Origin of the sequence: Streptomyces sp. NPDC047081, from assembly GCF_040643775.1 — a bacterium.
Taxonomy (GTDB): domain Bacteria; phylum Actinomycetota; class Actinomycetes; order Streptomycetales; family Streptomycetaceae; genus Streptomyces.
Genome location: NZ_JBEYUY010000048.1, coordinates 1 through 22,179, shown reverse-complemented (window position 1 = coordinate 22,179; position 22,179 = coordinate 1). Strand labels below are relative to the sequence as shown.

Sequence of the window (22,179 nt, the reverse complement as noted above, 5' to 3'; positions counted from 1 at the left end):
AGCGTCCTTCCGCTTGCCTGAACCGATTATGCATTTGCCTAAACCTTTTAGGCAAATTAGCGTGGCCTTATGGAACCGCTGACCGAGCAAGAGATCCGTGCCGCCTTCGTGAACTGCTCCAAGGGCGAGGCGAAGCGGCTGAACATCCCGCGCGACCTGGCCGAGCAGCCCTGGGCGGACCTGGACTACCTCGGCTGGCGCGATCCGCAGGCGCCCGACCGGGCCTACCTGGTGATCGCGCTGGACGGCCGCCCGAGGGCCCTCTTCATGCGCGCCTCGAACGCCGGCTCCTGGCAGACCCGGCGCAGCATGTGCTCGATGTGCCTGACCACGCACTCCGGCGGCGTCTCACTGATGGTGGCGCCCAAAGCGGGCAAGGCGGGCCAGCAGGGCAACTCGGTGGGCGCCTACATATGCAGCGACCTCGCCTGCTCGCTGTACGTGCGGGGCAAGAAGGACGCGGGCGTCGGCGCGCGTCTGCACGAGACGATCACCCTGGAGGAGAAGGTCCGCCGCACCCTGGCGAACCTCGCCGCGTTCGTCGCCAAGGTGACCACGGCATAAGCTCGGCGAATGGCGAAGTACTTCGACGTGCACCCCGACAACCCCCAGCCGCGCACCATCTCCCAGGTCGCCGACAGCGTCCGCCAGGGCGCTCTGATCGCGTACCCCACCGACTCCTGCTACGCGCTCGGCTGCCGGCTGGGCAGCCGGGACGGCATCGACCGGATCCGCACCATCCGGCACCTGGACGACCGGCACCACTTCACCCTCGTGTGCCAGGACTTCGCGCAGCTCGGCCAGTTCGTACGGGTCGACAACGACGTGTTCCGGGCCATCAAGGCGTCCACGCCCGGCAGTTACACCTTCATCCTGCCGGCGACGAAGGAGGTGCCGCGCATGCTCCAGCACCCCAAGAAGAAGACGGTCGGCGTGCGCATCCCCGACCACGTCGTCACCCAGGCCCTCCTCGCCGAACTGGGTGAGCCGCTGCTGTCCAGCACGCTGCTCCTGCCCGACGAGGAGGAGCCGATGACACAGGGCTGGGAGATCAAGGACCGGCTCGACCACGTGCTCGACGCGGTGGTGGACTCCGGCGAGTGCGGCACCGAGCCGACGACCGTCATCGACTTCTCGGACGGCGAGGCGGAGATCGTCCGCCACGGAGCCGGGGACACCTCCCGCTTCGAGTGAACTCCAGCGTTCCGGCAGCCCGGGGCCCCTTCCGGCACGGTAGGTGGCTCGTGCAACGATGGCCGCATCCGGCCCGTCGGGCAGCAGAGCCGGTCGGCACCGAGCACGCAGAGAGGCAGCCCCCGCCATGACCTCCGTACAGGGAACGGCCGTTGACATCACCACCGAGGACGGCGTCGCCGACGCCTACCTGGCACACCCCGCTGACGGCCTCCCCCACCCCGGTGTACTGCTCTACCAGGACGCCTACGGGCCGCGTCCGCACCTGAACGGGATGGCCGACCGGCTGGCGGCCGCCGGCTACACGGTTCTGCTTCCGCACGTGTTCTACCGGCACGGGCGGGCGCCGGTCCTCGACCTCCCCGACTTCATCGGCCCGGACACCCGGGGAGCCCTCTGGGAGCGGATCCCCTCGGTGATGCAGTCCCTGACCCCGGAGCTGGCGATGCGGGACGCGGGTGCGTATCTGCAATGGATGGCCGACTCCCCGCTGGTCGCCGAGGGACCGGTCGCGCTGACCGGCTACTGCATGGGCGCCCGGCTCGTACTGCTCACCGCCGGCACCTACCCCGACCGGGTCGCGGCGGCGGCCGGCTTCCACGGCGGGCGGCTGGCGACGGAAGCGCCGGACAGCCCGCACCTGGTGGCGGACAAGGTCACCGCCGAGCTGTACTTCGCCCACGCGGACGAGGACCCCTCCATGCCTCCCGAGCAGCAGCAGTTGCTGGAGGAGACCCTGACGGCGGCGGGCGTACGGCACCGCTGCGAGGTCTACCCCGGTGCACAGCACGGGTACACGCAGGCCGACACGGACGCGTACGACAAGGAGGCCGACGAGCGGCACTGGGCGGCGCTCCTCGACTTGCTCGGCCGTACGTTCTGACGCCCGGCTTCAGAACTCACAGCGACGCCCGCGGATTCAACTCCGCGGGCGTCGTTCTGTGTTCAACTCATTGACATGCACGCACCCCGATGCCAGTTTGAGAGCGCTCTCAAAAACAGGTACGGACCAATCCCCTCGAGTGACCCCACACACGGAGGTGGAGCGTGCACCACAAGCTCACGCGCCGCATGCCGGCCCCCACGGCCGCAGCCGCCCTGATCGCCGCGGTGATCGCGATCCAGTCGCCCTCGTCCGCCGACGCGGCGGTACCGGCGACGATTCCCCTGAAGGTGACCAACAACTCCGGCCGCGGCGACGCCGTCTACGTCTACACGATCGGCACGCTGCTCTCGACGGGCCAGCAGGGCTGGGCGGATGCGAACGGCACCTTCCACGCCTGGCCGGCCGGGGGCAACCCGCCGACGCCCGCACCGGACGCGTCGATCGCGGGACCGGCCTCGGGTCAGTCGAAGACGATCCAGATCCCCAAGTTCTCGGGGCGGATCTACTTCTCGTACGGGCAGAAGCTCGTGTTCAAGCTGACCACCGGCGGACTGGTGCAGCCCGCCGTGCAGAATCCGACCGACCCCAACCACGACATCCTCTTCAACTGGTCCGAGTACACGCTGGGCGACTCCGGTCTGTGGCTCAACAGCACGCAGGTCGACATGTTCTCGGCGCCGTACGCGGTGGGTGTGCAGCGCTCCGACGGGAGCACGCTGAGCACCGGGCACCTCAAGTCGGGTGGCTACAACGGGGTCCTGAACGACCTGCGCGGCAAGTCCGGCGGCTGGGCCGGGCTGATCCAGACCCGGTCCGACGGGACGGTGCTGCGGGCGCTCGCGCCGGGGCACGGACTGGAGTCCGGTGCGCTGCCGGCGTCCGTGATGGACGACTACATCAACCGCGTCTGGCAGAAGTACGCGTCGGCGACCCTGACGGTGACGCCGTTCGCGGACCAGCCGAACACCAAGTACTTCGGCAAGGTGTCGGGCAACGTCATGAACTTCACGAACAGTTCGGGCGCGGTCGTCACCAGCTTCCAGAAGCCGGACGCGGACAGCGTCTTCGGCTGCCACAAGCTGCTCGACGCGCCCAACGACCAGGTGCGCGGCCCCATTTCACGCACCCTGTGCGCGGGCTTCAACCGCACCACGCTGCTGGTCAACCCGAACCAGCCGGACACGTCCTCGGCCAACTTCTACCAGGACGCGGTGACCAACCAGTACGCCCGCGCGATCCACGCCCAGATGGCCGACGGCAAGGCGTACGCGTTCGCCTTCGACGACGTCGGCAACTACGAGTCGCTGGTCCAGGACGGCAGTCCGCAGCAGGCGTATCTGACGCTCGACCCGTTCAGCTGACACCGAAGGGCCTCACCCCGATGCGGGGTGAGGCCCTTGTCGTGCGACAGGTCAGCTGGTCGTCAGGGCGGTGTCGTCCACGACGAAGCTGGTCTGGAGCGAGGAGTCCTCGACACCGCTGAACTTCAGGGTGACGGTCGTCCCCGCGAGCGAGGACAGGTCGAAGGACTTCTGGGTGTACCCGGTCGCCTTGTTGAGGTTCGAGTAGGTCGCCAGGGTGGTGGTTCCGGCGGTGACGGTCAGCTTGTCATAAGCCGTGCTGGTGGTCGTCTCCGCGGAGTCGATGTGCAGATAGAAGGTGAAGGTGGCCTTGCAGCCGCTCGGGATGGCAACCGACTGCGAGAGCGTGTCGGTGTGGGTGGAGCCGTAGCCGTCCAGCCACGCCTTGTACGAACCGCCGTGCGCCGCCTGGCTGCTGGAGTTGGTGATGACGCCGCTGGTGGCGGTCCAGGTGGTGTTGCCGGACTCGAAGCCGGGGTTGCCGAGCAGCTGCGTCGAGGTGCAGGTGCCGCCGCCACCGCTGGAGCTCACGGTCCAGGTGAAGGACGCGGTACCGGTCGCGCCGGTGCTGTCGGTCACCGTGACGGTGCTGCTGTAGGTGCCGGCGGTGGTCGGCGTACCGGAGATCAGCCCTGTCGAGCTGCTGATCGACAGGCCGGTCGGCAGCCCGCTGGCGGCGTACGTCAGGGAGCCGCTGTTGGTGGAGCTGGCCGAGATCTGCAGGCTCACCGCGGTGCCCACGGTGGAGGACTGGCTGCCCGGGTTGGTGACCGTGACGCCGCTGCTCGGCGGGGTGATGTGGCCGCCCACGGCGATCCCGGCGAAGGCGTTGCCGACGCCCGCGTACTGGGTGGAGTTGGTCCCGTACAGCGCGGCGGCGGCGTTGAGCGCGGCGGTGCGGGCTCCGGCGTAGTTGGTGCTGGACGTCATGTACGTCGTCAGCGCCTTGTACCAGATCTGCAGGGCCGCGGCCCGGCCGATGCCCGCGACGGCGACGCCGTCGGAGGTGGTGCTGTTGTAGGTCACGCCGTTGATGACCTTGGTGCCGCTGCCCTCGGAGAGCAGGTAGAACATGTGGTTCGCAGGGCCGGACGAGTAGTGCACGTCGAGGTTGCCGACGCCGGAGTACCAGCTGTCCGCGGAGCCGCCGTCCTTGCTCGGCTTGTCCATGTAACGCAGCGGCGTGCCGTCGCCGTTGATGTCGATCTTCTCGCCGATGAGGTAGTCGCCGACGTCGTTGCTGTTGCCGGCGTAGAACTCCACGCCGGTCCCGAAGATGTCCGAGGTGGCCTCGTTCAGGCCGCCGGACTCACCGCTGTACTCCAGGCCGGCCGTGTTCGAGGTGACGCCGTGGCTCATCTCGTGGCCGGCGACGTCCAGCGAGGTCAGCGCGTGCGTGCCGCCCGAGCCGTCGCCGTACGTCATGCAGAAGCAGTCGTCGTCCCAGAAGGCGTTGACGTACGCCGTGCTGTAGTGGACGCGGGAGTAGGCGGCGACACCGTCGTTCTTGATGCCGCTGCGGCCGAAGGTGTTCTTGTAGAAGTCCCACGTCATCTGGGCGCCGTAGGCGGCGTCCGCGCCGGCCGTCTGGGTGTTGGAGCCGGAACCGGTGCCCCAGACGTCGTCGGTGTCCGTCATCAGGGTGCCGGTGCCGGACGTGGCGTTGTTGAGGCTGTACGTCTTGTGGCCGCCGCGCGTGGTGTCGTACAGCTGGTACGTCGAACCCGACAGCGTCGTGTTGAGCGTGACCGTGCCGCTGTACTGGGTGTTGCCGGTGCCCGTCTTGATCGCCTGGTACCGGTAGAGCTCCTTGCCGGTGGCGGCGTCGGTGATGACGTGCAGCTGGCTGGGCGTGCCGTCGTCCTGGAGGCCGCCGACCACCGTCTCCCAGGCGAGCTTCGGGGTGCCGGTGCCCGCCCAGATGACCTTGCGGGCGCTGTCGGTGCTGGGCCGTACGGCGTCGAGGGCCTTCGCGGCCTTCAGGGCCTTGGTCGCGGCGGCCGCCTTGGTGAAGGTCGCGGTGGTGGAGGCGACCTTGATGGTGTGCTTGTTGTTGTACGTCGTGCTCACCGTGCCGGCCGCGAGGGAGGCGGGCGGGGTGTGCACGACGACGTCACCGCCGAGGACGGGCAGACCCGCGTACGTCCGCTCGTAGCGGGTGTGCAGGGTGCCGTCGTTGTCCTTCACGACGTCCCTGACGACCAGCTTCTCCTTGGCGCCGAGGCCGAGGGTGCGGGCGGTCGCCGAGGTCTTCTGCTCCGCGCTCTTGACGAGCGCCTTGTGCTGCGCCGGGGTCAGTTTGGCCTCAAGGCCCCCGGCGCGCAGGGGACTTGGGTGGGGGGCCGCGGGCGTGGCGGTCGCCGGAACCGACTGGATGCCGACGGCGAGGAAGGCTGCGGTGGAGACCAGGGCTCCTGCCGCGGTCCGCTTGCGGGGGATGCGTCTCACTCGTTCTCCTACTGCGTTGGCCGCGTGGGGCGGCCGGTGCCAGACCGGGCAGACGGGTGTGCTGACCGGGACGAGCCGAGCTGTGCGGGACCGGCTGTGTTGAGAACGTGGGGGGTGTGTGCGGCGGTTGGGGGGATGGTGGCAGCCTTGACCAGTCCATGTCATCAGCGTCCGGGGTAATCGAGGGTTATCCCTCTGTGCGTGGGGCACCCAAATCGGCTTGCAGAAAACGCACTTGACGATGCAACAGCTCCTCGGTCGCTGGGCTGCCGATCGGTCGATGGCCGACACCCGGCAGGTACAAGACCTCGTGGGGACGCCCGGCGGCGTGCAGCGCCTCGGACATGCGCTGGGTGTTGACGGGCGGGACGTTGGCGTCGGCGAGGCCGTGCATCAGGAGCAGGGGCCTGGTCAGACGGGGTGCCTCGCGGACCAGGTCGCAGGCCTCGTACCGCTCCGGATACCGCTCGGGGTGGCCGAGGAAGCGCTCACGCCAGTGGGCGTCGTACAGCCGCTGATCGGTGACCCCAGCCCCGGCCACCGCCACCCGGAAGACGTCCGGCCGGCGCAGCACGGCGGCTATGGCGAGCGCCCCGCTGAAGGACCAGCCGCGGATGCCGACGCGCTCCGGGTCGAGGTCGGGATGGCGCCGTACCGCCTCGTGCACCGCGGTGACCTGGTCGTCGAGGGCGAGCGCGAACAGATCGCCGTGGACCTCGCGCTCCCAGTCCGGCCCGCGCCCGGGTGTACCGCGCCCGTCGGTGACCAGCACCGCGAACCCTTGCTCGGCGAACCACTGCGACACCAGCACCCTCCAGTCCGCCTCCGCGGTGACGCGCTGGCGCGCCGCGCCGCCGTAGGAGTCGACCAGCACGGGCAGGCGCCCGCACTCCGGGCGGTACCAGGACGGGAGGTGCAGCCGGGCGCGCAGTCGGCGGGGGCCGAGGGCCAGGCGGGTCATGTGGAGGTCGAGGACCGGCTGTTCGACGTACGAGGTGACGGGCACGGGGCGTCGTCCCTCCCGGAGCGCCTCGGCTCGCCCTCCGGGCCGGTCGACGCCGCGAGCCACCCGGAGGAGGGTGCCGCCACGGCGTACACCGGAGTGGACCGCCGAGGCGGAGGTCAACCGCCGGAGGCCGTGCACCGGGTCGTGGCTCCACAGGTGCGTCTCGGTGGGCTCCTCGGAGGCGGTGAACAGCAGCTCGTCGTCGTCCGTGCCCAGTAGGGCCCGGAGTTGGAGTCCCGGTGGTGTGACCGGTACGCCGTCCACGGCCAGGTGGCGGGTGCCGTCTTGGTCGGCGTGCGAGACGAGGGCGCCGGAAGCGGTGCGGGCGGGGAGTCCCGGGACGAGACGGACCCAGCGGTCGTCGCGCTGCTCCTCCAGGATCGCCGTCCGCCCGTCGGTGGGGTCGATCGCGAGGAAGCGGACGGTGCACTGGTCGCGGGACTGTACGACGGCGTAGGGGCCGTGGGCGTCCCAGCCGGCGCCGACGACGTACTCGAAGGCGTCGCGGTCCCAACGCGCCTGCGTGAGCGATCCGTTGAGGTCGGCGATCCAGAGTGTGACGTCCGGATTGCGGCAACCGACGGCCGAGAAGCGCGGCTTGGGCTCTTCGCCTTCGATCCTCGGCCAGGGCGGGACGGCGGTGAAGTCGCTGCGGGCGACGAGCAGGTGGGTCCCGTCCGGGGACCACCAGTGGCCGCGCGGATCGTCGGGCGAGGTGGAGACGGTGTGCTTGGCGGCACCGAACTCGATGTCGGCGCCGCCTGGTTGGGCGAGGGCGCGATCGGCGCCGCCGTCCGCTGCTATGACACGCAGGGCGCCGTCGGCGACGTACGCGATGTGCCGGCCGGTGGGGTCGGGGCGCGGGTCGGGCACCGGGCCCGGCAGCGGCAGGCGTCGTGGTGGTGTCCGGCCAGGGCGGACGGCCCACAGCTCGCCGTCCAAGGGGAAGGCGATCAGGCCGCCGGTTCGGTCGGTGGCGTACGCCTCGATGCCCGATCGGGCGTGCCCGCGCAGCCGTAACGGATCCGCCAGGAGGTCCTCCGTGCCGGTGTCGAGGTCCAGCGCCCAGAGGCAGGAGGCCGGATCGTCGCCGGAGCGGGAGCGGAGGAAGAGGACGGTACGGCCGTCGGGGGTGATGGAGAAGCGGTCCGGTATGCCCAGGGTGAAGCAGCGGGTGCGGGTGAGTTGGTCGGGAAAGGGGGGTGTCGTCACGCAGGGGAACTACCATCGGGCGTTTGATTCAAACATGCATTCGAATCTCTGGCTCTCGGGCGTCCAAGCTCGACGAGGAGCTGCGCGGGCCGGCCCGCGGGGAGTACGTCGCCGGGCTGTGCGGTGCGGAGCCTCCGCCCGGGGTGCTCGCCTACGACGGGGACGTGCCGGTCGGCTGGGCCGCCGTGGCGCCGCGCGCGGACACCACGTATGCGCGCAGCCGCACCATCCGGCATCTCGCACGCGCTCATCGCGGGCGCCGTGGAGTTCGGAAGAACTTCGAGCGGGCCGGGTTCGTGCATGCCGACACCAGGTCGGTGCTGGCCGGTCATCCCCGGGTGGTGATGCGGCTCGATCTGGGGTGAGGGGTCAGTCGGCGCCGGACGGGGTCCGTTCCTCGGCGGGGCGGTCCGCGGTGAGGCTGCCCAGCAGGGCGAGGGTCTCCGCGGAGGGGCTGCCCGGCGCGGCTTCGTAGACGACGAGTTGCTGGCCGGGGGCGCTGTTGATGGTGAACGACTCGTAGTCGAGGGTCAGTTCGCCGACCAGGGGGTGGCGGAGGCGTTTCGTCTCGTGGGTCTTCCGGCGGATGTCGTGACGGGCCCACAGGCGGCGGAACTCCGGGCTCTTCAGGGAGAGTTCGCCGACCGTGCGGATGACGTGCGGGTCGTCGTGGTCGGTGCCCGCGGCCGCACGGAGTGCGCCCACGGTGTTGGCCGCCGCCCGCTCCCAGTCCGGGTAGAACTCGCGTGCGTCCGGGTCGAGGAACACCAGGCGGAGCAGGTCGTCGCTGTGGGTGTGGCCCGCGAACAGGGCCCGGCCCAGGGGGTTGTGGGCGAGGACGTTCATGCAACGCCCCAGGACCACCGCCGGTGTCGTGTGCCAGCCGTCCATCATGCGCAGCAGGGCCGGGCTGACCTGTTCCGGCGCTTTGCGGGTGCGGACCCGCCCTCGGGCCGGGCGGGCCAGCCGGTGGAGGTGGTCGACCGCGTCGGCGTCCAGGCGCAGGGCCCCGGCCAGGGCGTCGAGCACCTGGGCGGAGGGGTTTCGCTCGCGGCCCTGTTCGAGCCGTACGTAGTAGTCGGTGCTGACCCCGGCCAGCATCGCGACCTCCTCGCGGCGCAGCCCCTTGACCCGGCGCCGGGCGGAGACGGGCAGGCCGGAGTCCTCGGGCCGCGCCTGTGCACGGCGGGCTCGCAGATACTCCCCGAGCGGGTTCGCGCTGTCCATGCCCACGAGCGTAAGCACGGCCCCGCCGTGGCGGCGAGCGCGGAAGGTGGCCGCCGTACTCCTACGTTCGTCTCTCCCACGAGAAGCGCTGCCTGGTTCCGGATACGGGATCGCCGCAGGCTGTGGGGCATGACTTCCGAACTTCTCAGCAAGAGCAAGGACTTCGCCCGGCCCCTCATCGGCCGTGTCGCGGTGGTGACCGGCGCCTCCAGCGGTATCGGTGAGGCCACGGCCCGCCGGCTGGCCGGCGACGGGGCCGCGGTCGCCCTGCTGGGCCGCCGTGAGGACCGGCTCAAGACCCTGGCCGACGAGCTGCGGTCCATCGCCACGGGTGCCGTGCTGCCCGTGGCCGTCGACCTCACCGATCCCGACGCCCTGGACACCGCCGCCCGCGCCGTCCGCGACGGACTCGGGCCCGTCGACCTCGTCTTGGCGAATGCCGGGGCGATGCTCGGCGCACCCTTCGCCGACGGCCGCGCCGACGAGTGGGACCGCATGATCGACGTCAATCTGCGTGGGCTGCTGCACACCGCGCGCGCCTTCACCGGCGACCTGCTCGCCGCCGCGGAGCTCGGCCGGGCCGCGGATCTGGTGCACGTCGGCTCCGTGGCCGGGCACGCCCTCTACCCCAACTGGTCCGTCTACAGCGCCACCAAGTCCGCGGTCGCCCACCTCACCCGCAACCTGCGCGCCGAGCTGGGACCCCGTGGCGTCCGCGTGAAGAACGTGGAACCCGGCGTCACCGTCACAGAGTTGGGCTCGGACATGCAGGACGCCGGTCTGCGGTCGGCGCTGGACGACATGCGGACCGGCATCCGGCCTCTGGTCGCCGAGGACATCGCCGACGCCATCGCCTTCGCCGTGAGTGCGCCGCCGCATGTGAACGTCGCGGAACTGATCATCGTCCCGGTCCAACAGGGGTGACGCCGGGCGCGCTTACCGACGCACCGGCGCGCATCACGGATCCGGCCATGAACACCATCGCCCGGCGAGAAGCCGGTAGAGCAGGTGGCCGGTTCGCTGCGGTGACCGCCGGTGCGGAGGGCGTCGGGGACGCCCACGTCACCGTGCCCGACCGCGTCGACCGATCATGGCCGGAACTCGACATCGTAAGACAAGAGTTAACCACTGAGAGTTGAGAGTTAATCACTTACCGGCGGTAATCCCTTGCGTTTACTGGCCGCGCACCCGTAGACCTTGCTCCACAATCTGCCATGGCTCTGGGGGGAGTTGGCACATGCAAGGCACGGTTGACGGGTTCCGCTATGGTGCGGTGACCCCGGTGGCGGCCTATCTGATGGCCTGCCTGGGAGGGGCGCTCGGACTGCGCTGCATCGTCCGCTCCCTGCTCAACGAAGAGTCCTGGAAGCCCGGTTGGCTCGCGCTCGGCGCGGCGTCGATCGGCTGCGGGATCTGGACGATGCACTTCATCGCGATGCTCGGCTTCCAGGTCGAGGAGACCGGCATCCGCTACGACATCGGTCTCACCCTGCTCAGCCTGGCCGTGGCGATCGTCGTGGTCGGCATCGGCGTGTTCATCGTCGGATACCGCGGCGCAGGCCGCGGCACGCTGGCCGTCGCCGGCACCATCACCGGCCTCGGTGTCGCCGCGATGCACTACCTCGGCATGGCCGCGATGGAGCTGAACGGCAACATCGAGTACAACACCGGCACGGTCCTGCTGTCGGTGGCGATCGCGATCGTCGCGGCGACCGCAGCGCTGTGGGCGGCCGTCACCGTCCGGGGCTTCCTGACGAGCCTCGGCGCAAGCCTGGTCATGGGCGTCGCGGTGTCCGGCATGCACTACACGGCGATGGCCGCCGTCAGCGTCCATGTGCACGGCAAGGGCACCGGGACCTGGGCGGGCGACTCGCCCACGTCCCTGCTGCTGCCCATGCTGCTGGGCCCGGTGGTCTTCCTGCTGCTGGCCGGAGTGGTGGTCATGTTCGACCCGCTGCTGGTGCTGGGCGACGGCGAGTGGAACCAGTCCGCCGCGGCCCGCCGCGCCGCCACGGCCAAGGAGCCGCAGAAGAACACGCCGCTCGCCGGTGAGCCCTTCTTCGACGGTGCCACGCGAACAGCTCGGTCACGGCAGGACGCGTACGCTCCGGCCCCGCCGAGGCAGCAGGGTTCGTACACCACGCCACCGAGACAGCAAGGTGCGTACGGCACCCCGCCGCAGTCCGCACCACGCTGGGCCCCGCCACGCTCGCGCGACCGCTGAGCCGGGGCCTTCTCCACGGCGTGCGGGACGCGCCTAGTTCGGCGCGCCCGGCGGCACGCGCGGCAGCGGGTCGAGGCGCACCGAGGCGGGGTCGGCCAGGGCGCGGTCGATCAGGTCCGCCGCCTCGCGCCGGCCGTCCTCGTACTCCTCCCGCAGCTCACCGGCCAACCGGCGCAGGGCACCGCGCAGCGCCGCGCGGACCTGGGCGTGCAGGGCGCCGTCCCGCAGCACGGTCAGCAGGTGGTTGAGGAGCGTCCAGTCGGCCGTGTGCTGCACCGCCGCGCCTCCCACGACCTCGGCCGGGACCGGGTCGGTGCGGCGCCAGGTGGCCGCGAGCAGCGCGTCGGCGAGGTCGGTGGCTCCGGGTACCGCGGGGTCGGCGGCGTGCTGCCAGGCGAGGCGGTTGAGGCGGGCCGGCTCCAGCAGGGGTTCGGTGACCAGGGTGACGGCGACGCGGACCGCCGCGAAGGGGTCGAAGACGCGGCCGGCGTCGGTGTCGAGGTACTGGTCGGTGCGTCCGTAGCGAATGGCGGGCGGGGTCAGGGTGCTCAACACGCTGTCCGGCAGGGCGAGTTGCTCGGCGCGCAGGAGCTGCGCGAGCCTGGCCAGTGCCCTGTGCTGGGTGGTGGCGTCGACGGGCCGGGGGCCCTGACCGGCATCGCCCGCGAGGCCGTACGCGTAGTGCACTCCCCCGACCAGGCGGGCCACGGCGGTCACCTCGTGGCGGTGCAGGAGGTGCAACAGGACGGCCCGCTCCTCGAGTTCACCGGTCTGCCGGTCGGGCGGCAGCACCGCACGGCTGAATCCCTCCAGTGCGATACGCCGGGCTCGGGTCATGGTCTCCAGCGCCTCCAGCGGGTGCCCTCCCGTCACCCAGGGCACGGCGTCGGCGTGGGCTGCGTGTGCGCCCTGGGCGTCCTCGTCGGCGATGAAGTGCAGGCCCGCGCGAGCCGCCTCCTCGCGCAACTCCGCGAGGGCCGCGTCCTCGTGGTCGCCGTAGGTGTGGGCGACGAGGAAGCGGTCCCAGGGGCCGAGGCCCGTGGTGTACGCGGCGGAGAGGTCGAGGCGGGCGTCGTCGGTGACGCGGACGCGGGCATGCGGGTAGTCCATGACGGACGGCTTCGGGTGGGTCGAACTGGCGAAGTTGTGCATGAAGCCGAGCGCGTGGCCGATCTCATGGGCGGCGAGGTGGCGCAGCCGGGCGAGGACCAACTCCTCGACAGTGGCCAGCCGTTCGGCCTCGTCCGGGTGGCCGTAGGGGGCGAGCAGGGCCTCGCCGAGGGCGCGCACCTGCTCGACGCGCTGGGAGCCGAGCCGGACCCGGGCATGCAGGATCTCGCCGGTGCGCGGGTCGGTCAGCCCCTGCCCGAGGGACCAGCCGCGGCCCGCCCGGTGCACCCAGACGACACCGTTGACGCCGGGCTCGTACGGGTCGAAGCCGGCGTCGCCCGCCTCCACCCGGTAGGCGCCGGGCAGTCCGGCGGCCTCGAAGGCCTCCTGCCACCAGTTGCCGCCCTCGATCACCGCCGAACGGAAGGGCTCCGGGATCGCCGGGTCGACCCGGAACACGATCGGGGCGCGGCCCGGGCCGACGCGGAAGCGGGGCTGGACCTTGACCTGGGTGTCGCGCAGGCCGACGTTGCCGTGATCGGCGTAACCGACGCCGTAACCACCGGAGTTGGGGTGGAAGCGGCGGGCGGGCATCGGATCCGACGGCAGCCGGACCAGGTTGAGCTGCTGGACGAGGGTCAGGGCGCGCGGATCGGCGGCCACCGCGCGGATCGCCGGGCCACGACCCGGGCCGCGGAAGGTGAGCAGCGCGGGGAGCCGGGCCCCGGCCGGTCCGGTGCGGCTGTCGGCGACGAGCGGCAGACTGCGCGCCTGGTCGACGACGTACTCCCCCTGCTCCTTGTCGAGCAGGTGCTCCGCGACGCGGTCGTGGTCGGCCAGGACGAGCCCGCTCGCGTCCACGACCACCGCACCGTCCGCTTCTCGCAGCACCGGCCCGCTCCACACGACGGACAGCGCGAAGGACTCCTGCCCGGCCCGCACGGCCGCGTCGTCGCCGGACGTCAGGAAGTGCTTGTTGCGTACGACGAACAGCACCCGGTCGCCGACCCGCCGGAACTCCGCCGACCGCGCCTTGCCCGCCCTCCCCCGGTCCAGCCACAACTCGCTCGAACCCAGGCCCTGGGAGAGGGAGACGGTGAGCAGGAAGGGCTCGTCGAAGTGGCGGATGCCCAGCAGCAGCCGGCCCTGCTCCGGGTCGGGGACGAGGTCGATGAAGTCGGCGGGCATGCGTGGCCTTTCGGGGGGCGGTGCTTGCCGTTGATCCTCTCAGGCCGGGCCGGGACCTCAGCAGTCGAACACCGACCAGCAGATGTCGTTCCGCAACCGCTGGTCGTCGAGGACGAGTTCGCGGATCGCCTCTGGCAGCCGCTCGCGCTGCCACCGGCACTCCCGTCGCCCGGCGGCCTCGCTCTCGTCCTTCGGCGCGGCGGCGCGCACGGCCTTGATCGCATAGGCTGCCGCGCCGAGTTCGTGCGCGGCGACATGCGCGACGACCGCGGCCTGTCCTGCGGCGTACGCGGCATGCCGTGCCGCACCGCGCAGGTCGCGCGCCGCGCCCATGGCATGGCCGCCCGCCGCGCGGGCCTGCATCATCCGGACCTCGCCCCGCGTCCAGGCGCGGGCGTGCTCGATCGCCTGCCGCGGCCGTGGGTCCTCGGGGCGAGCCGACTCGAACAGATCGAGAACGTGCTCGGCACAAGCCGCCGCCCACAGGGCGAGGAGATGGTGATCCGCGTCCGTCAGAGTGCCGCCACGGCGGATGGTGACGAAGCGGGGATCTCTGACCTTCGGCAGGATCACGGTTGGTCTTCCTTCCCGTTGGCCGATCCGCAAGGCAGGCTACCGATACTCCGGACGGAGCTGACAAGGACTTGGCAGGGCAGGGGGAAGGAAGTTTCCTATGACACAAGCCGGTCTGTTCGACCTGGAAGCGGTCGTGGTGAGGCAGCCGAAGCGTTCGCTGTGGCGCCGGTACACCGGCCCCGTCCTGTCCGTGTCCACCATGACGGGGACCCCGCTCGCCTCCGTCACGTACACGGACGACACACACCTGGTCGTGACGGAAGCGGCCGGCCAACTCATCGCCCGTATCGAACAGTTCAGGTCGAGGAAGTTCCGCTTCACCGACGCCGCGGGCCAGGAGGTCGGATCAGCCGATGCGCCTGGACTCATGAAGACCCGTCAGCTGAGACTCCACACGCCCGGGCAGCGCCGCCTCCTTCTCACCCGGCCCGGACTCCCCTTCATCCAATGGCAACTCACCGAGACCGACCCGGAGGAGAGCCCGGCCCCGGAGATCCTGGGCCGGGTCACGGTGAGCACTGTCGACTCGTGGATCGGCCTGCAGCAGTACGGGGTCGAGACAGACCCACGCCTCGACCCCGGCGAACGACGCACCGTCCTCGCCTCGGTCATCTGCCTGCACCACCTCCGCCGCCCGCCCTCCGACAGAGGCACCCCCGCGTGACCGCCTTCAGGCTCCCTCGCCCGTGTCGACGCGTTCCCCCAGGACGACCGGGGCCGGGCGGCTGAAGGGCGCGGTGCGCACGCGCTCGGCGATGCCGGTGGCCGGCCGCAGCGGCACCGACCGCTCCCCGGGGCCCGGTTGGGGTTCGTCGGTGTCGGCCACCGGGCATCCACCTCCCCACCACCACAGGGGAATTCACCCCGCGAGGCGCACAGAAGATCGACGTTGCTACGGTGCCCCGGTGTCTGACTCTTCACGTGATACCGCCGAAGGCGCCGGCTGGGGTGCCGCCGAACGCGGCGAGTACAAGCGGCTGATGCCGCACAAGGTCGAGAAGCTCTCCTGGCTCAACCCCCGGACGCTGTGGGCCGCCCGCAACGGCGTGCTGGCCTCGTGGTTCGGCGACCCGACCGGCCGTACCCGCGGCCGCTGGGTGGCCCAGCGCGAGGCCGCCGGCGCGCCCGCCGACAAGGTGATCCGACGCGACGACCCGGACCGCTTCTCCTTCATGGTCATCGGCGACACCGGCGAGGGCGACGATCCCCAATACGCCGTCGTACCGGGCTTCCTGAAGATCAGTCAGGGCACGAACTTCTCCGTGATCGCCAGCGACGTCATCTACCCGGTGGGCGCCGCCGACGACTACCGCACCAAGTTCTTCCAGCCGTACCAGGACTACCCGGCGCCGATCTACGCGGTCCCGGGCAACCACGACTGGTACGAGGGCCTCGGCGCGTTCATGCGGGTCTTCTGCGCGGACGCCCCGCCGCTCACCGCCGAACCCGCGCCCCGCCCGCTCACCGGGGCCTGGCTGCGCTCGCTGCTGTGGCACCGGCCCCGCAAGGCAGACGGCCAACACCTGGACGAGGCACGCAAGTTGCGCTCGGCACCGGCCCAACAGGCCGTCCAGCCGGGCCCGTACTGGGCCATCGACGCGGGACCCGTACGCCTCATAGGCATAGACACGGGTCTGCTCGGCACCATCGACGCCGAACAGGGCGCCTGGCTGCGCGAGGTGTCGAAGGGTCCCCGTCCGAAGATCCTGATCACTGGCTCGCCGCTGTACGTGGACGGGAAGTACGACCCGTGCACGATCGAGGGCGGCGGCGGGACGGTCGACGACATCGTCCGCGATCCCGCGCACCACTATGTGGCGGCGATCGGCGGGGACATCCACAACTACCAGCGCTATCCCGTCCAGTTGGAGGACGGCCGCACCCTCCAGTACGTGGTCTCGGGCGGTGGCGGTGCGTTCATGCACGCCACCCACACCATCCCGCGCGTCGACATCGCGAACGTCACCGAGAAGGACTTCCGCTGCTATCCGCTGCGCGGCGACTCCCTCGCGTTCTACAGCCGGCTCTACGGCCGCCGCCTGCGCCTGCGCCGGTTCTTCACGCTCACCGAGGCCGAGGCGATGGCGGTGATCGCCGAGCGCGTGGGCATCGAGCCGACCCGCGCCCCGGGCACCCCGGCACGCGTGACCCGCCGTACCCGCCTGGTGGCGAGCCTGCTCGGCGCGGGCGGCCGCCCCGACCGCACCTCGCGCTTCCGCCTCCCGGTGCGCAAGATCTACACGCAGTTGTTCTCGCCGGGTTCGGCGACCTACAGCCCGCCCTTCTTCAAGTGCTTCCTGCGCCTGGACGTCACGCCGGAGGCCGTCCGGCTGCGCTGTTACGCGGCCACGGGCAACCGCGCTCAGGAGGTCGAACCGCCGGTGGAGGACGAGGTCACGATCCCGCTGACCTGACCCGATCCTGACCGAGGTGATGGGAACAGTTCGCGTGGCGACCGGGTTGGCACTGCCGTAATACTTGATTCATCAAGCAACAGCGGAGGAACCCGTGTCGCCGTCCCCTCGCCCCCTGCGCAAGCTGGGCTTCCTGACCATCGGCCTGTTCGACGAGGCGGATCCGCGGCGGGGCCACGAGTCCACGCTGGAGATCATCGAGCTGGGCGAGCGGCTCGGCTTCGACAGCGCGTGGCTGCGCCACCGCCACCTGCAGTACGGCATCTCCTCCCCCGTCGCGGTGATGGCGGCGGCCTCGCAGCGCACCAGCCGGATCGAGCTCGGCACCGCGGTCATCCCGCTGGGCTGGGAGAACCCGCTGCGGCTGGCCGAGGACCTGGCGACGGTCGACATCCTGTCCGGGGGCCGGATCAACCCGGGCGTGAGCGTGGGTCCGCCGATGCACTTCGACCAGGTCAAGGAGGCGCTCTACCCGGACACGGCCGACGCCGAGGACTTCTCGTACGAGCGGGTGCGGCGGCTGCTGGACTTCGTACGGGGCAAGAGCGCGACCGACTTCAGCGGGATCGAGGGCTTCGAGGTGTTCTCCGACCGGGTGCAGCCGCACTCGCCCGGCCTGGGCAAGCGGCTCTGGTACGGCGGCGGCAGCCTGAGCTCGGCGCGCTGGGCCGGTGAGCACGGCATGAACTTCCTGACCAGCAGTGTGGTCAAGGCCGAGGGGGCCGAAGGACCGGACTTCGACTTCGCCCAGATCCAGCTGTCCCACATCCGCGCCTTCCGCACCGCCCACCCCGACGGCGACGCGGCCCGCGTCTCGCAGGGCCTGGTCGTCATCCCGACCGACTCCGCCTCGCCCGAGCAGCGCGCCCGGTACGAGGAGTACGCGGCCAAGCGCACCCCTCGTACGACGTCGCCGCAGGGCCCCGCCCGGCTCCTGTTCGCGCCCGACCTCGTCGGCACCTCGGCCGAGATCGCCGAACGGCTGCACGCGCACGCCGCGTTCCGCGAGGTCGACGAGGTCGCCTTCGCGCTGCCGTTCACCTTCGAGCACGAGGACTACGTGCAGATCCTGACGGACATGGCCACGAAGCTGGGGCCGGCGCTGGGGTGGCGGCCGGGTGGCGGAGCCGCCTGACGACGCGCAGGGGCATGCGCTGCGAACAGCTGTGCAGGAGATCGGTATCGTCCGCCGTGATGCGTCGGCCCCGGAGCGGGGCCGCGCGAGCGGAGGAGGAGTGCCATGGCCGATCGCCGGCAAGGGGCCACGCCGGACGGCGGATCGACGTCGGTGCCGGCGGGAACCCACGGCCCGGGCGCGCGCGATGCCGTGCGGCTCGCGCTCGTGATCGGTGCCCTCGGCGTGGTCTTCGGCGACATCGGGACCAGCCCGATCTACACCCTCCAGACCGTGTTCAACCCGAGCGACCCGCACCCGGTCCCGGTCAGCACCCAGAACGTGTACGGCGTGGTGTCCCTGGTGTTCTGGTCGGTGATGGTCGTCGTCACGGTCACGTACGTGCTGCTCGCGATGCGCGCCGACAACGACGGCGAGGGCGGCATCATGGCGCTGATCACGCTGTTGCGCCGGTGGAGTTCACAGCAGGGGCGGCGGGCCGCCGTCGTCCTCGCCGCGCTCGGCATCTTCGGTGCTTCGCTGTTCTTCGGCGACAGCATGATCACCCCGGCGATCTCGGTGCTGTCCGCGGTCGAGGGTCTCAAGGTCGTCGAGCCGTCGCTGGAGAGTGCGGTCGTGCCGATCACCGCCGTCATCATCGTGCTGCTGTTCCTGGTGCAGCGCCGGGGAACCGCGGCGGTGGGCCGGGTGTTCGGGCCGATCATGATCGCCTGGTTCACGGCCATCGGCGCGTGCGGGATCACCGGCATCGCCGACCACCCGGGCATTCTGCGGGCGCTGTGGCCGAGTTACGCGCTGAGCTTCGTGTTCGGCCACTTCGGCACCGCCTTCTTCGCACTGGCCGCGGTCGTGCTGGCGGTCACCGGAGCCGAGGCGCTCTACGCCGACATGGGGCACTTCGGCCGCCGGGCGATCACCCGGGCCTGGCTGTTCCTCGTCTTCCCGGCGTGCATCCTGAGCTATCTCGGCCAGGGTGCGCTGATCCTCGACGACCCGGCCAACATCAGCAGCCCGTTCTTCCTGCTGGTGCCCGACTGGGGGCGCTGGCCGATGGTGCTCCTCGCCACGGCCGCCACCGTCATCGCCTCCCAGGCGGTGATCACCGGCGCGTACTCGGTCACCTCGCAGGCCGCCCAGCTCGGCTATCTGCCGAGGCTGCGGATCGCGCACACCTCCGAGTCCACGATCGGTCAGATCTACGTCCCGTGGATCAACTGGCTGCTGATGGTCTCGGTCCTCACCCTGGTCTTCGCGTTCCGCAGCTCCACCGCGCTGGCCTTCGCCTTCGGCATGGCGGTCACCGGCACCATCACCATCACCACGCTGCTGTTCTTCTACGTCGCCCGCGCCAAGTGGGGCACGCCCACGTGGCTCATCGCGATCGGCGCGAGCGTGCTGCTCTTCGTGGACCTGCTGTTCGTGGCGGCCAACCTCACCAAGCTGGTGCACGGCGCGTGGCTGCCGCTGCTGATCGGCCTCACCGTGTTCACCGTGATGACGACCTGGCAGCGCGGCCGGGACCTGGTCACCGCCGAACGCGCCCGCGAGGAGGGGCCGTTGCCCGAGTTCGTCGAGCAACTCCGCAGCGGTGAGCTGCCGACGCTCCGGGCCCCCGGCACGGCCGTCTTCCTCAACCGGGGCAAGGAGACCGCACCGCTGGCCATGCGGGCCAACGTCGAGCACAACCACGTGCGCCACGACCAGGTCGTGATCCTGTCCATCGAGACCGAGCCGGTGCCCCGCGTCCCGGCCGCCGAGCGACTCCTCGTCGACAGCCTCGGTTACGCCGACGACGGGATCATCCACGTGACGGCCCGCTTCGGCTACATGGAGACCCCGGACGTGCCCGGCACGCTCACGATGCTCGACCCGGCCCAGACCGAGGGCCCGTTGCAGCTCGACCAGGCGTCCTACTTCCTGTCGACGATCGAGCTCCGGCGCGGGAAGTCACCGACGATGGCGCCCTGGCGCAAGCGGCTGTTCATCGCCACCTCCTACATCACGGCGGACGCCGCCGAGTACTTCGGCCTGCCTCGCGACCGCACGGTCATCATGGGCTCGCACATCGAGGTGTAGGCACGCTCCACGGGAGGGCCCGGGCGGGCCGGCCGGGCGTGGGTGAGGGGTGACCGGCCCGCCCGGGTGTTCGGGGGCGGGCTACAGACCGACGTCGCGGCTGCGGATGTCCTCCGGGGACTCCCGCAGGGCGGTGAGGTTGCCGGGCCGGAAGCAGTTCGACAGAGCCGCGTCGACCTTGTCGGGCTGGTAGATGTTCCCGTGCGCCATACGGCGGCGCAGGGCCTCCGGCGACATGTCGACCACCTCGATCTGGTCGGCCCGCCGGTCGAGACGACGTCGATGATGGTGGCGTTCGACGAAGGCGACCACGCAGTCGGTGCCCCGCTCGGTACGGCGGTGTGCCTCCGACAGCATCGCGTAGGTCTTGCCGACGCCGGGTGCCGCGCCGAGGTGGATCCGGAGCTTGCCGCGTGCCATGTCATCCCTCGAAGCGGTAGCCCATGCCGGGCTCGGTGATCAGATAGCGGGGGTGGGCGGGGTCCGTCTCCAGTTTGCGGCGGAGCTGGGCCATGTAGACGCGCAGGTAGTTGCTCTTGTTGCTCTGCGACACGCCCCACACCTCCTGGAGGAGGTGCTTCTGCGTGATCAGCCGGCCGGGATTGACCACGAGGATCTCCAGCAGGTGCCACTCGGTCGGGGTCAGCCGCACGTCCCGTCCGCCACAGACGACCTTCTTCGCCAGCAGGTCGATGCTGAAGTCGTCCGTTTCGACCCGGGTCGTCTCGGGGGCAAGCGGTGCCTCCTCGGTACGGCGGACCGCGGCCCGCAGCCGGGCGAGCAGCTCGTCCATGCTGAACGGCTTCGTGATGTAGTCGTCGGCGCCGGCGTCCAGCGCGGCGACCTTCTCGTCGGACGCCTGCCGTGCCGACAGGACCAGGACGGGCACGCGGGTCCAACCGCGCAGCGCCCTGATCACGTCGACGCCGTCCATGTCGGGCAGCCCGAGGTCGAGCATGACCACGTCCGGCTGGCGGGCCGCCGCGAGCCGCAGCGCGGTGGCCCCGTCGGGGGCGGCGTCCACTCCGTACCGCCGAGCCTGCAGGTTGATCACGAGGGCCCGCACCAACTGCGGGTCGTCCTCCACCACGAGCACCCGGGTCATGGGTGTGTGCCTCTCATGTCGTGCGTCGGGCCGTGCGCGCCGGCCGCGACACAACCGCCTTCAGGACGGCGGGAGTCGGCGGACCGGAGACAGCCCCCGGACCGCCGACTCACGCGCGGGTCGCGTAACCCCGTCACTGCTTCGCCACGAGATCCTTGAGCGCGATGTTCAACTCGAGGACGTTGACGCGGGGTTCGCCGATGAAGCCGAGCGTGCGGCCCTCGGTGTGGTCCTTGACCAGCTTCTCCACCGCGGAGACGGACAGGCCGTTCTTCGCGGCGACCCGGTGGACCTGCAGTTCGGCGTAGGCCGGGGAGATGTCCGGGTCCAGGCCGGAACCGGAGGAGGTGACGGCGTCGGCGGGCACCTCGGACGCCTTGACCGTGTAGCCGGGCACCGAGTTGTCCTTGACGACCTGTGCCTTGGCCTTCTCCACCTGCTCGACCAGCACCTTGCTGTCGGCGGAGAGGTTGGTGGCGCCGGACAGGATCAGTTTGTACTGCGTGTTGACCGAGTTCACACCCAGTCCGTCGGCGGGTCGCGGCTGGAAGTAGTGCAGGCTGTAGCCCTGTTGGCCGATGAGCGAGGAACCGACGACCTTGCCCTCCGACTTGATCTCCGAGCCGTTCGCCTTGTTGTTGAACAGCGCCTGGGCCACACCTGTGACGACCAGCGGGTAGATCACACCTGTTACCAGTGTCAACACGAGCAGCGCCCGCAGGCCCGCCCAGAGCAACCGGGCTGTGTTCGTTACGGAGTTGTTCATGGCCGTCAGCCGATCCCGGGGATGAGGGAGATGAGCAGGTCGATGATCTTGATGCCGATGAAGGGTGCGATCAGCCCGCCGATGCCGTAGATCGTGAGGTTGCGCCGCAGCAACTTGTCGGCGCTCACCGGCCGGTACTGCACGCCCTTCAGGGACAGCGGCACCAGCGCGATGATGATCAGCGCGTTGAAGATGACCGCCGACAGGATCGCGGAGTCCGGCGAGGACAGGCCCATGATGTTGAGCTTGTC

The 22,179-nt window shown here is 70.7% G+C and carries 19 protein-coding genes and 2 pseudogenes; 11 read left to right on the top strand and 10 right to left on the bottom strand.

Annotated features, from left to right (window positions below; all coding sequences use genetic code 11):
• The first annotated feature begins 69 nt into the window (after window positions 1-69).
• The 4 genes from ABZ848_RS46875 to ABZ848_RS46860 all read left to right on the top strand — a co-directional run bounded on the left by ABZ848_RS46875 (window position 70) and on the right by ABZ848_RS46860 (window position 3,441).
• Window positions 70-564: an FBP domain-containing protein gene (locus ABZ848_RS46875; RefSeq protein WP_360842458.1), complete on the top strand. Its 495-nt coding sequence runs from the start codon at window positions 70-72 to the stop codon at window positions 562-564.
• A gap of 9 nt (window positions 565-573) precedes the next feature.
• Window positions 574-1,194 (top strand): L-threonylcarbamoyladenylate synthase, encoded by a 621-nt coding sequence (locus ABZ848_RS46870; protein WP_360842456.1) that lies wholly within the window; start codon window positions 574-576, stop codon window positions 1,192-1,194.
• Between the two features lie 127 nt (window positions 1,195-1,321).
• Window positions 1,322-2,077, top strand: a complete 756-nt coding sequence (locus ABZ848_RS46865; RefSeq protein WP_360842451.1) for a dienelactone hydrolase family protein — start codon at window positions 1,322-1,324, stop codon at window positions 2,075-2,077.
• 188 nt (window positions 2,078-2,265) lie between these two features.
• Entirely contained in the window at window positions 2,266-3,441 is a 1,176-nt protein-coding gene (locus tag ABZ848_RS46860) for a glycoside hydrolase family 64 protein (RefSeq protein ID WP_360842516.1), read from the top strand.
• 51 nt (window positions 3,442-3,492) lie between these two features.
• On the opposite strand, the gene ABZ848_RS46855 is transcribed toward ABZ848_RS46860, so the two are convergent.
• Both ABZ848_RS46855 and ABZ848_RS46850 read right to left on the bottom strand, forming a co-directional pair.
• Window positions 3,493-5,889: a M4 family metallopeptidase gene (locus tag ABZ848_RS46855; RefSeq protein WP_360842448.1), complete on the bottom strand. Its 2,397-nt coding sequence runs from the start codon at window positions 5,887-5,889 to the stop codon at window positions 3,493-3,495.
• A 187-nt stretch (window positions 5,890-6,076) separates the two neighbouring features.
• Window positions 6,077-8,107, bottom strand: a complete 2,031-nt coding sequence (locus ABZ848_RS46850; RefSeq protein ID WP_360842446.1) for a prolyl oligopeptidase family serine peptidase — start codon at window positions 8,105-8,107, stop codon at window positions 6,077-6,079.
• A 23-nt stretch (window positions 8,108-8,130) separates the two neighbouring features.
• Between ABZ848_RS46850 and ABZ848_RS46845 the strand changes: the two genes are divergently transcribed.
• On the top strand, window positions 8,131-8,472 hold the full coding sequence (locus ABZ848_RS46845; RefSeq protein ID WP_360842443.1) for a hypothetical protein: 342 nt from the start codon (window positions 8,131-8,133) through the stop codon (window positions 8,470-8,472).
• A gap of 4 nt (window positions 8,473-8,476) precedes the next feature.
• Here the strand turns inward: ABZ848_RS46845 and ABZ848_RS46840 are convergent, their stop codons facing one another.
• On the bottom strand, window positions 8,477-9,334 hold the full coding sequence (locus ABZ848_RS46840) for a helix-turn-helix transcriptional regulator (protein WP_360842440.1): 858 nt from the start codon (window positions 9,332-9,334) through the stop codon (window positions 8,477-8,479).
• A gap of 129 nt (window positions 9,335-9,463) precedes the next feature.
• On the opposite strand from ABZ848_RS46840, the gene ABZ848_RS46835 reads away from it, so the two are divergent.
• Together ABZ848_RS46835 and ABZ848_RS46830 are read left to right on the top strand one after the other, a co-directional pair.
• The gene (locus tag ABZ848_RS46835) at window positions 9,464-10,258 is read left to right on the top strand and encodes an SDR family oxidoreductase (RefSeq protein ID WP_360842437.1); all 795 of its coding nucleotides are present in this window, start codon (window positions 9,464-9,466) and stop codon (window positions 10,256-10,258) included.
• 313 nt (window positions 10,259-10,571) lie between these two features.
• On the top strand, window positions 10,572-11,558 hold the full coding sequence (locus ABZ848_RS46830) for an MHYT domain-containing protein (protein WP_360842435.1): 987 nt from the start codon (window positions 10,572-10,574) through the stop codon (window positions 11,556-11,558).
• A gap of 33 nt (window positions 11,559-11,591) precedes the next feature.
• Here the strand turns inward: ABZ848_RS46830 and ABZ848_RS46825 are convergent, their stop codons facing one another.
• Together ABZ848_RS46825 and ABZ848_RS46820 are read right to left on the bottom strand one after the other, a co-directional pair.
• On the bottom strand, window positions 11,592-13,856 hold the full coding sequence (locus ABZ848_RS46825; RefSeq protein WP_360842433.1) for a zinc-dependent metalloprotease: 2,265 nt from the start codon (window positions 13,854-13,856) through the stop codon (window positions 11,592-11,594).
• Window positions 13,857-13,913: 57 nt separating this feature from the next.
• Window positions 13,914-14,429 (bottom strand): putative immunity protein, encoded by a 516-nt coding sequence (locus tag ABZ848_RS46820; protein ID WP_360842431.1) that lies wholly within the window; start codon window positions 14,427-14,429, stop codon window positions 13,914-13,916.
• A gap of 100 nt (window positions 14,430-14,529) precedes the next feature.
• Here ABZ848_RS46820 and ABZ848_RS46815 point away from each other — a divergent pair, with 100 nt between their 5' ends.
• Entirely contained in the window at window positions 14,530-15,096 is a 567-nt protein-coding gene (locus ABZ848_RS46815) for a hypothetical protein (protein WP_360842428.1), read from the top strand.
• A 6-nt stretch (window positions 15,097-15,102) separates the two neighbouring features.
• Here ABZ848_RS46815 and ABZ848_RS46810 read toward each other — a convergent pair whose 3' ends face one another.
• Window positions 15,103-15,258, bottom strand: a complete 156-nt coding sequence (locus ABZ848_RS46810; RefSeq protein ID WP_360842425.1) for a hypothetical protein — start codon at window positions 15,256-15,258, stop codon at window positions 15,103-15,105.
• A 79-nt stretch (window positions 15,259-15,337) separates the two neighbouring features.
• Between ABZ848_RS46810 and ABZ848_RS46805 the strand changes: the two genes are divergently transcribed.
• The 3 genes from ABZ848_RS46805 to ABZ848_RS46795 all read left to right on the top strand — a co-directional run bounded on the left by ABZ848_RS46805 (window position 15,338) and on the right by ABZ848_RS46795 (window position 20,057).
• The gene (locus ABZ848_RS46805; RefSeq protein ID WP_360842422.1) at window positions 15,338-16,846 is read left to right on the top strand and encodes a metallophosphoesterase; all 1,509 of its coding nucleotides are present in this window, start codon (window positions 15,338-15,340) and stop codon (window positions 16,844-16,846) included.
• A 94-nt stretch (window positions 16,847-16,940) separates the two neighbouring features.
• Entirely contained in the window at window positions 16,941-17,981 is a 1,041-nt protein-coding gene (locus ABZ848_RS46800) for an LLM class flavin-dependent oxidoreductase (RefSeq protein WP_360842419.1), read from the top strand.
• Between the two features lie 105 nt (window positions 17,982-18,086).
• Window positions 18,087-20,057 carry a potassium transporter Kup gene (locus ABZ848_RS46795; protein ID WP_360842416.1) on the top strand — a complete coding sequence of 657 codons (1,971 nt, stop codon included), beginning with the start codon at window positions 18,087-18,089 and terminating at the stop codon, window positions 20,055-20,057.
• A 120-nt stretch (window positions 20,058-20,177) separates the two neighbouring features.
• Here the strand turns inward: ABZ848_RS46795 and ABZ848_RS46790 are convergent.
• The 4 genes and pseudogenes from ABZ848_RS46790 to ABZ848_RS46775 all read right to left on the bottom strand — a co-directional run.
• Window positions 20,178-20,477, bottom strand: a pseudogene (locus tag ABZ848_RS46790) (histidine kinase); the annotation flags it as partial.
• Between the two features lies 1 nt (window position 20,478).
• Window positions 20,479-21,162 carry a response regulator gene (locus ABZ848_RS46785; protein ID WP_360842413.1) on the bottom strand — a complete coding sequence of 228 codons (684 nt, stop codon included), beginning with the start codon at window positions 21,160-21,162 and terminating at the stop codon, window positions 20,479-20,481.
• Between the two features lie 133 nt (window positions 21,163-21,295).
• A complete protein-coding gene (locus ABZ848_RS46780; protein ID WP_360842410.1) occupies window positions 21,296-21,928 on the bottom strand; it encodes a potassium-transporting ATPase subunit C in 633 nt (210 codons plus the stop codon).
• 5 nt (window positions 21,929-21,933) lie between these two features.
• A pseudogene (locus ABZ848_RS46775) lies at window positions 21,934-22,179 on the bottom strand (potassium-transporting ATPase subunit B); the annotation flags it as partial.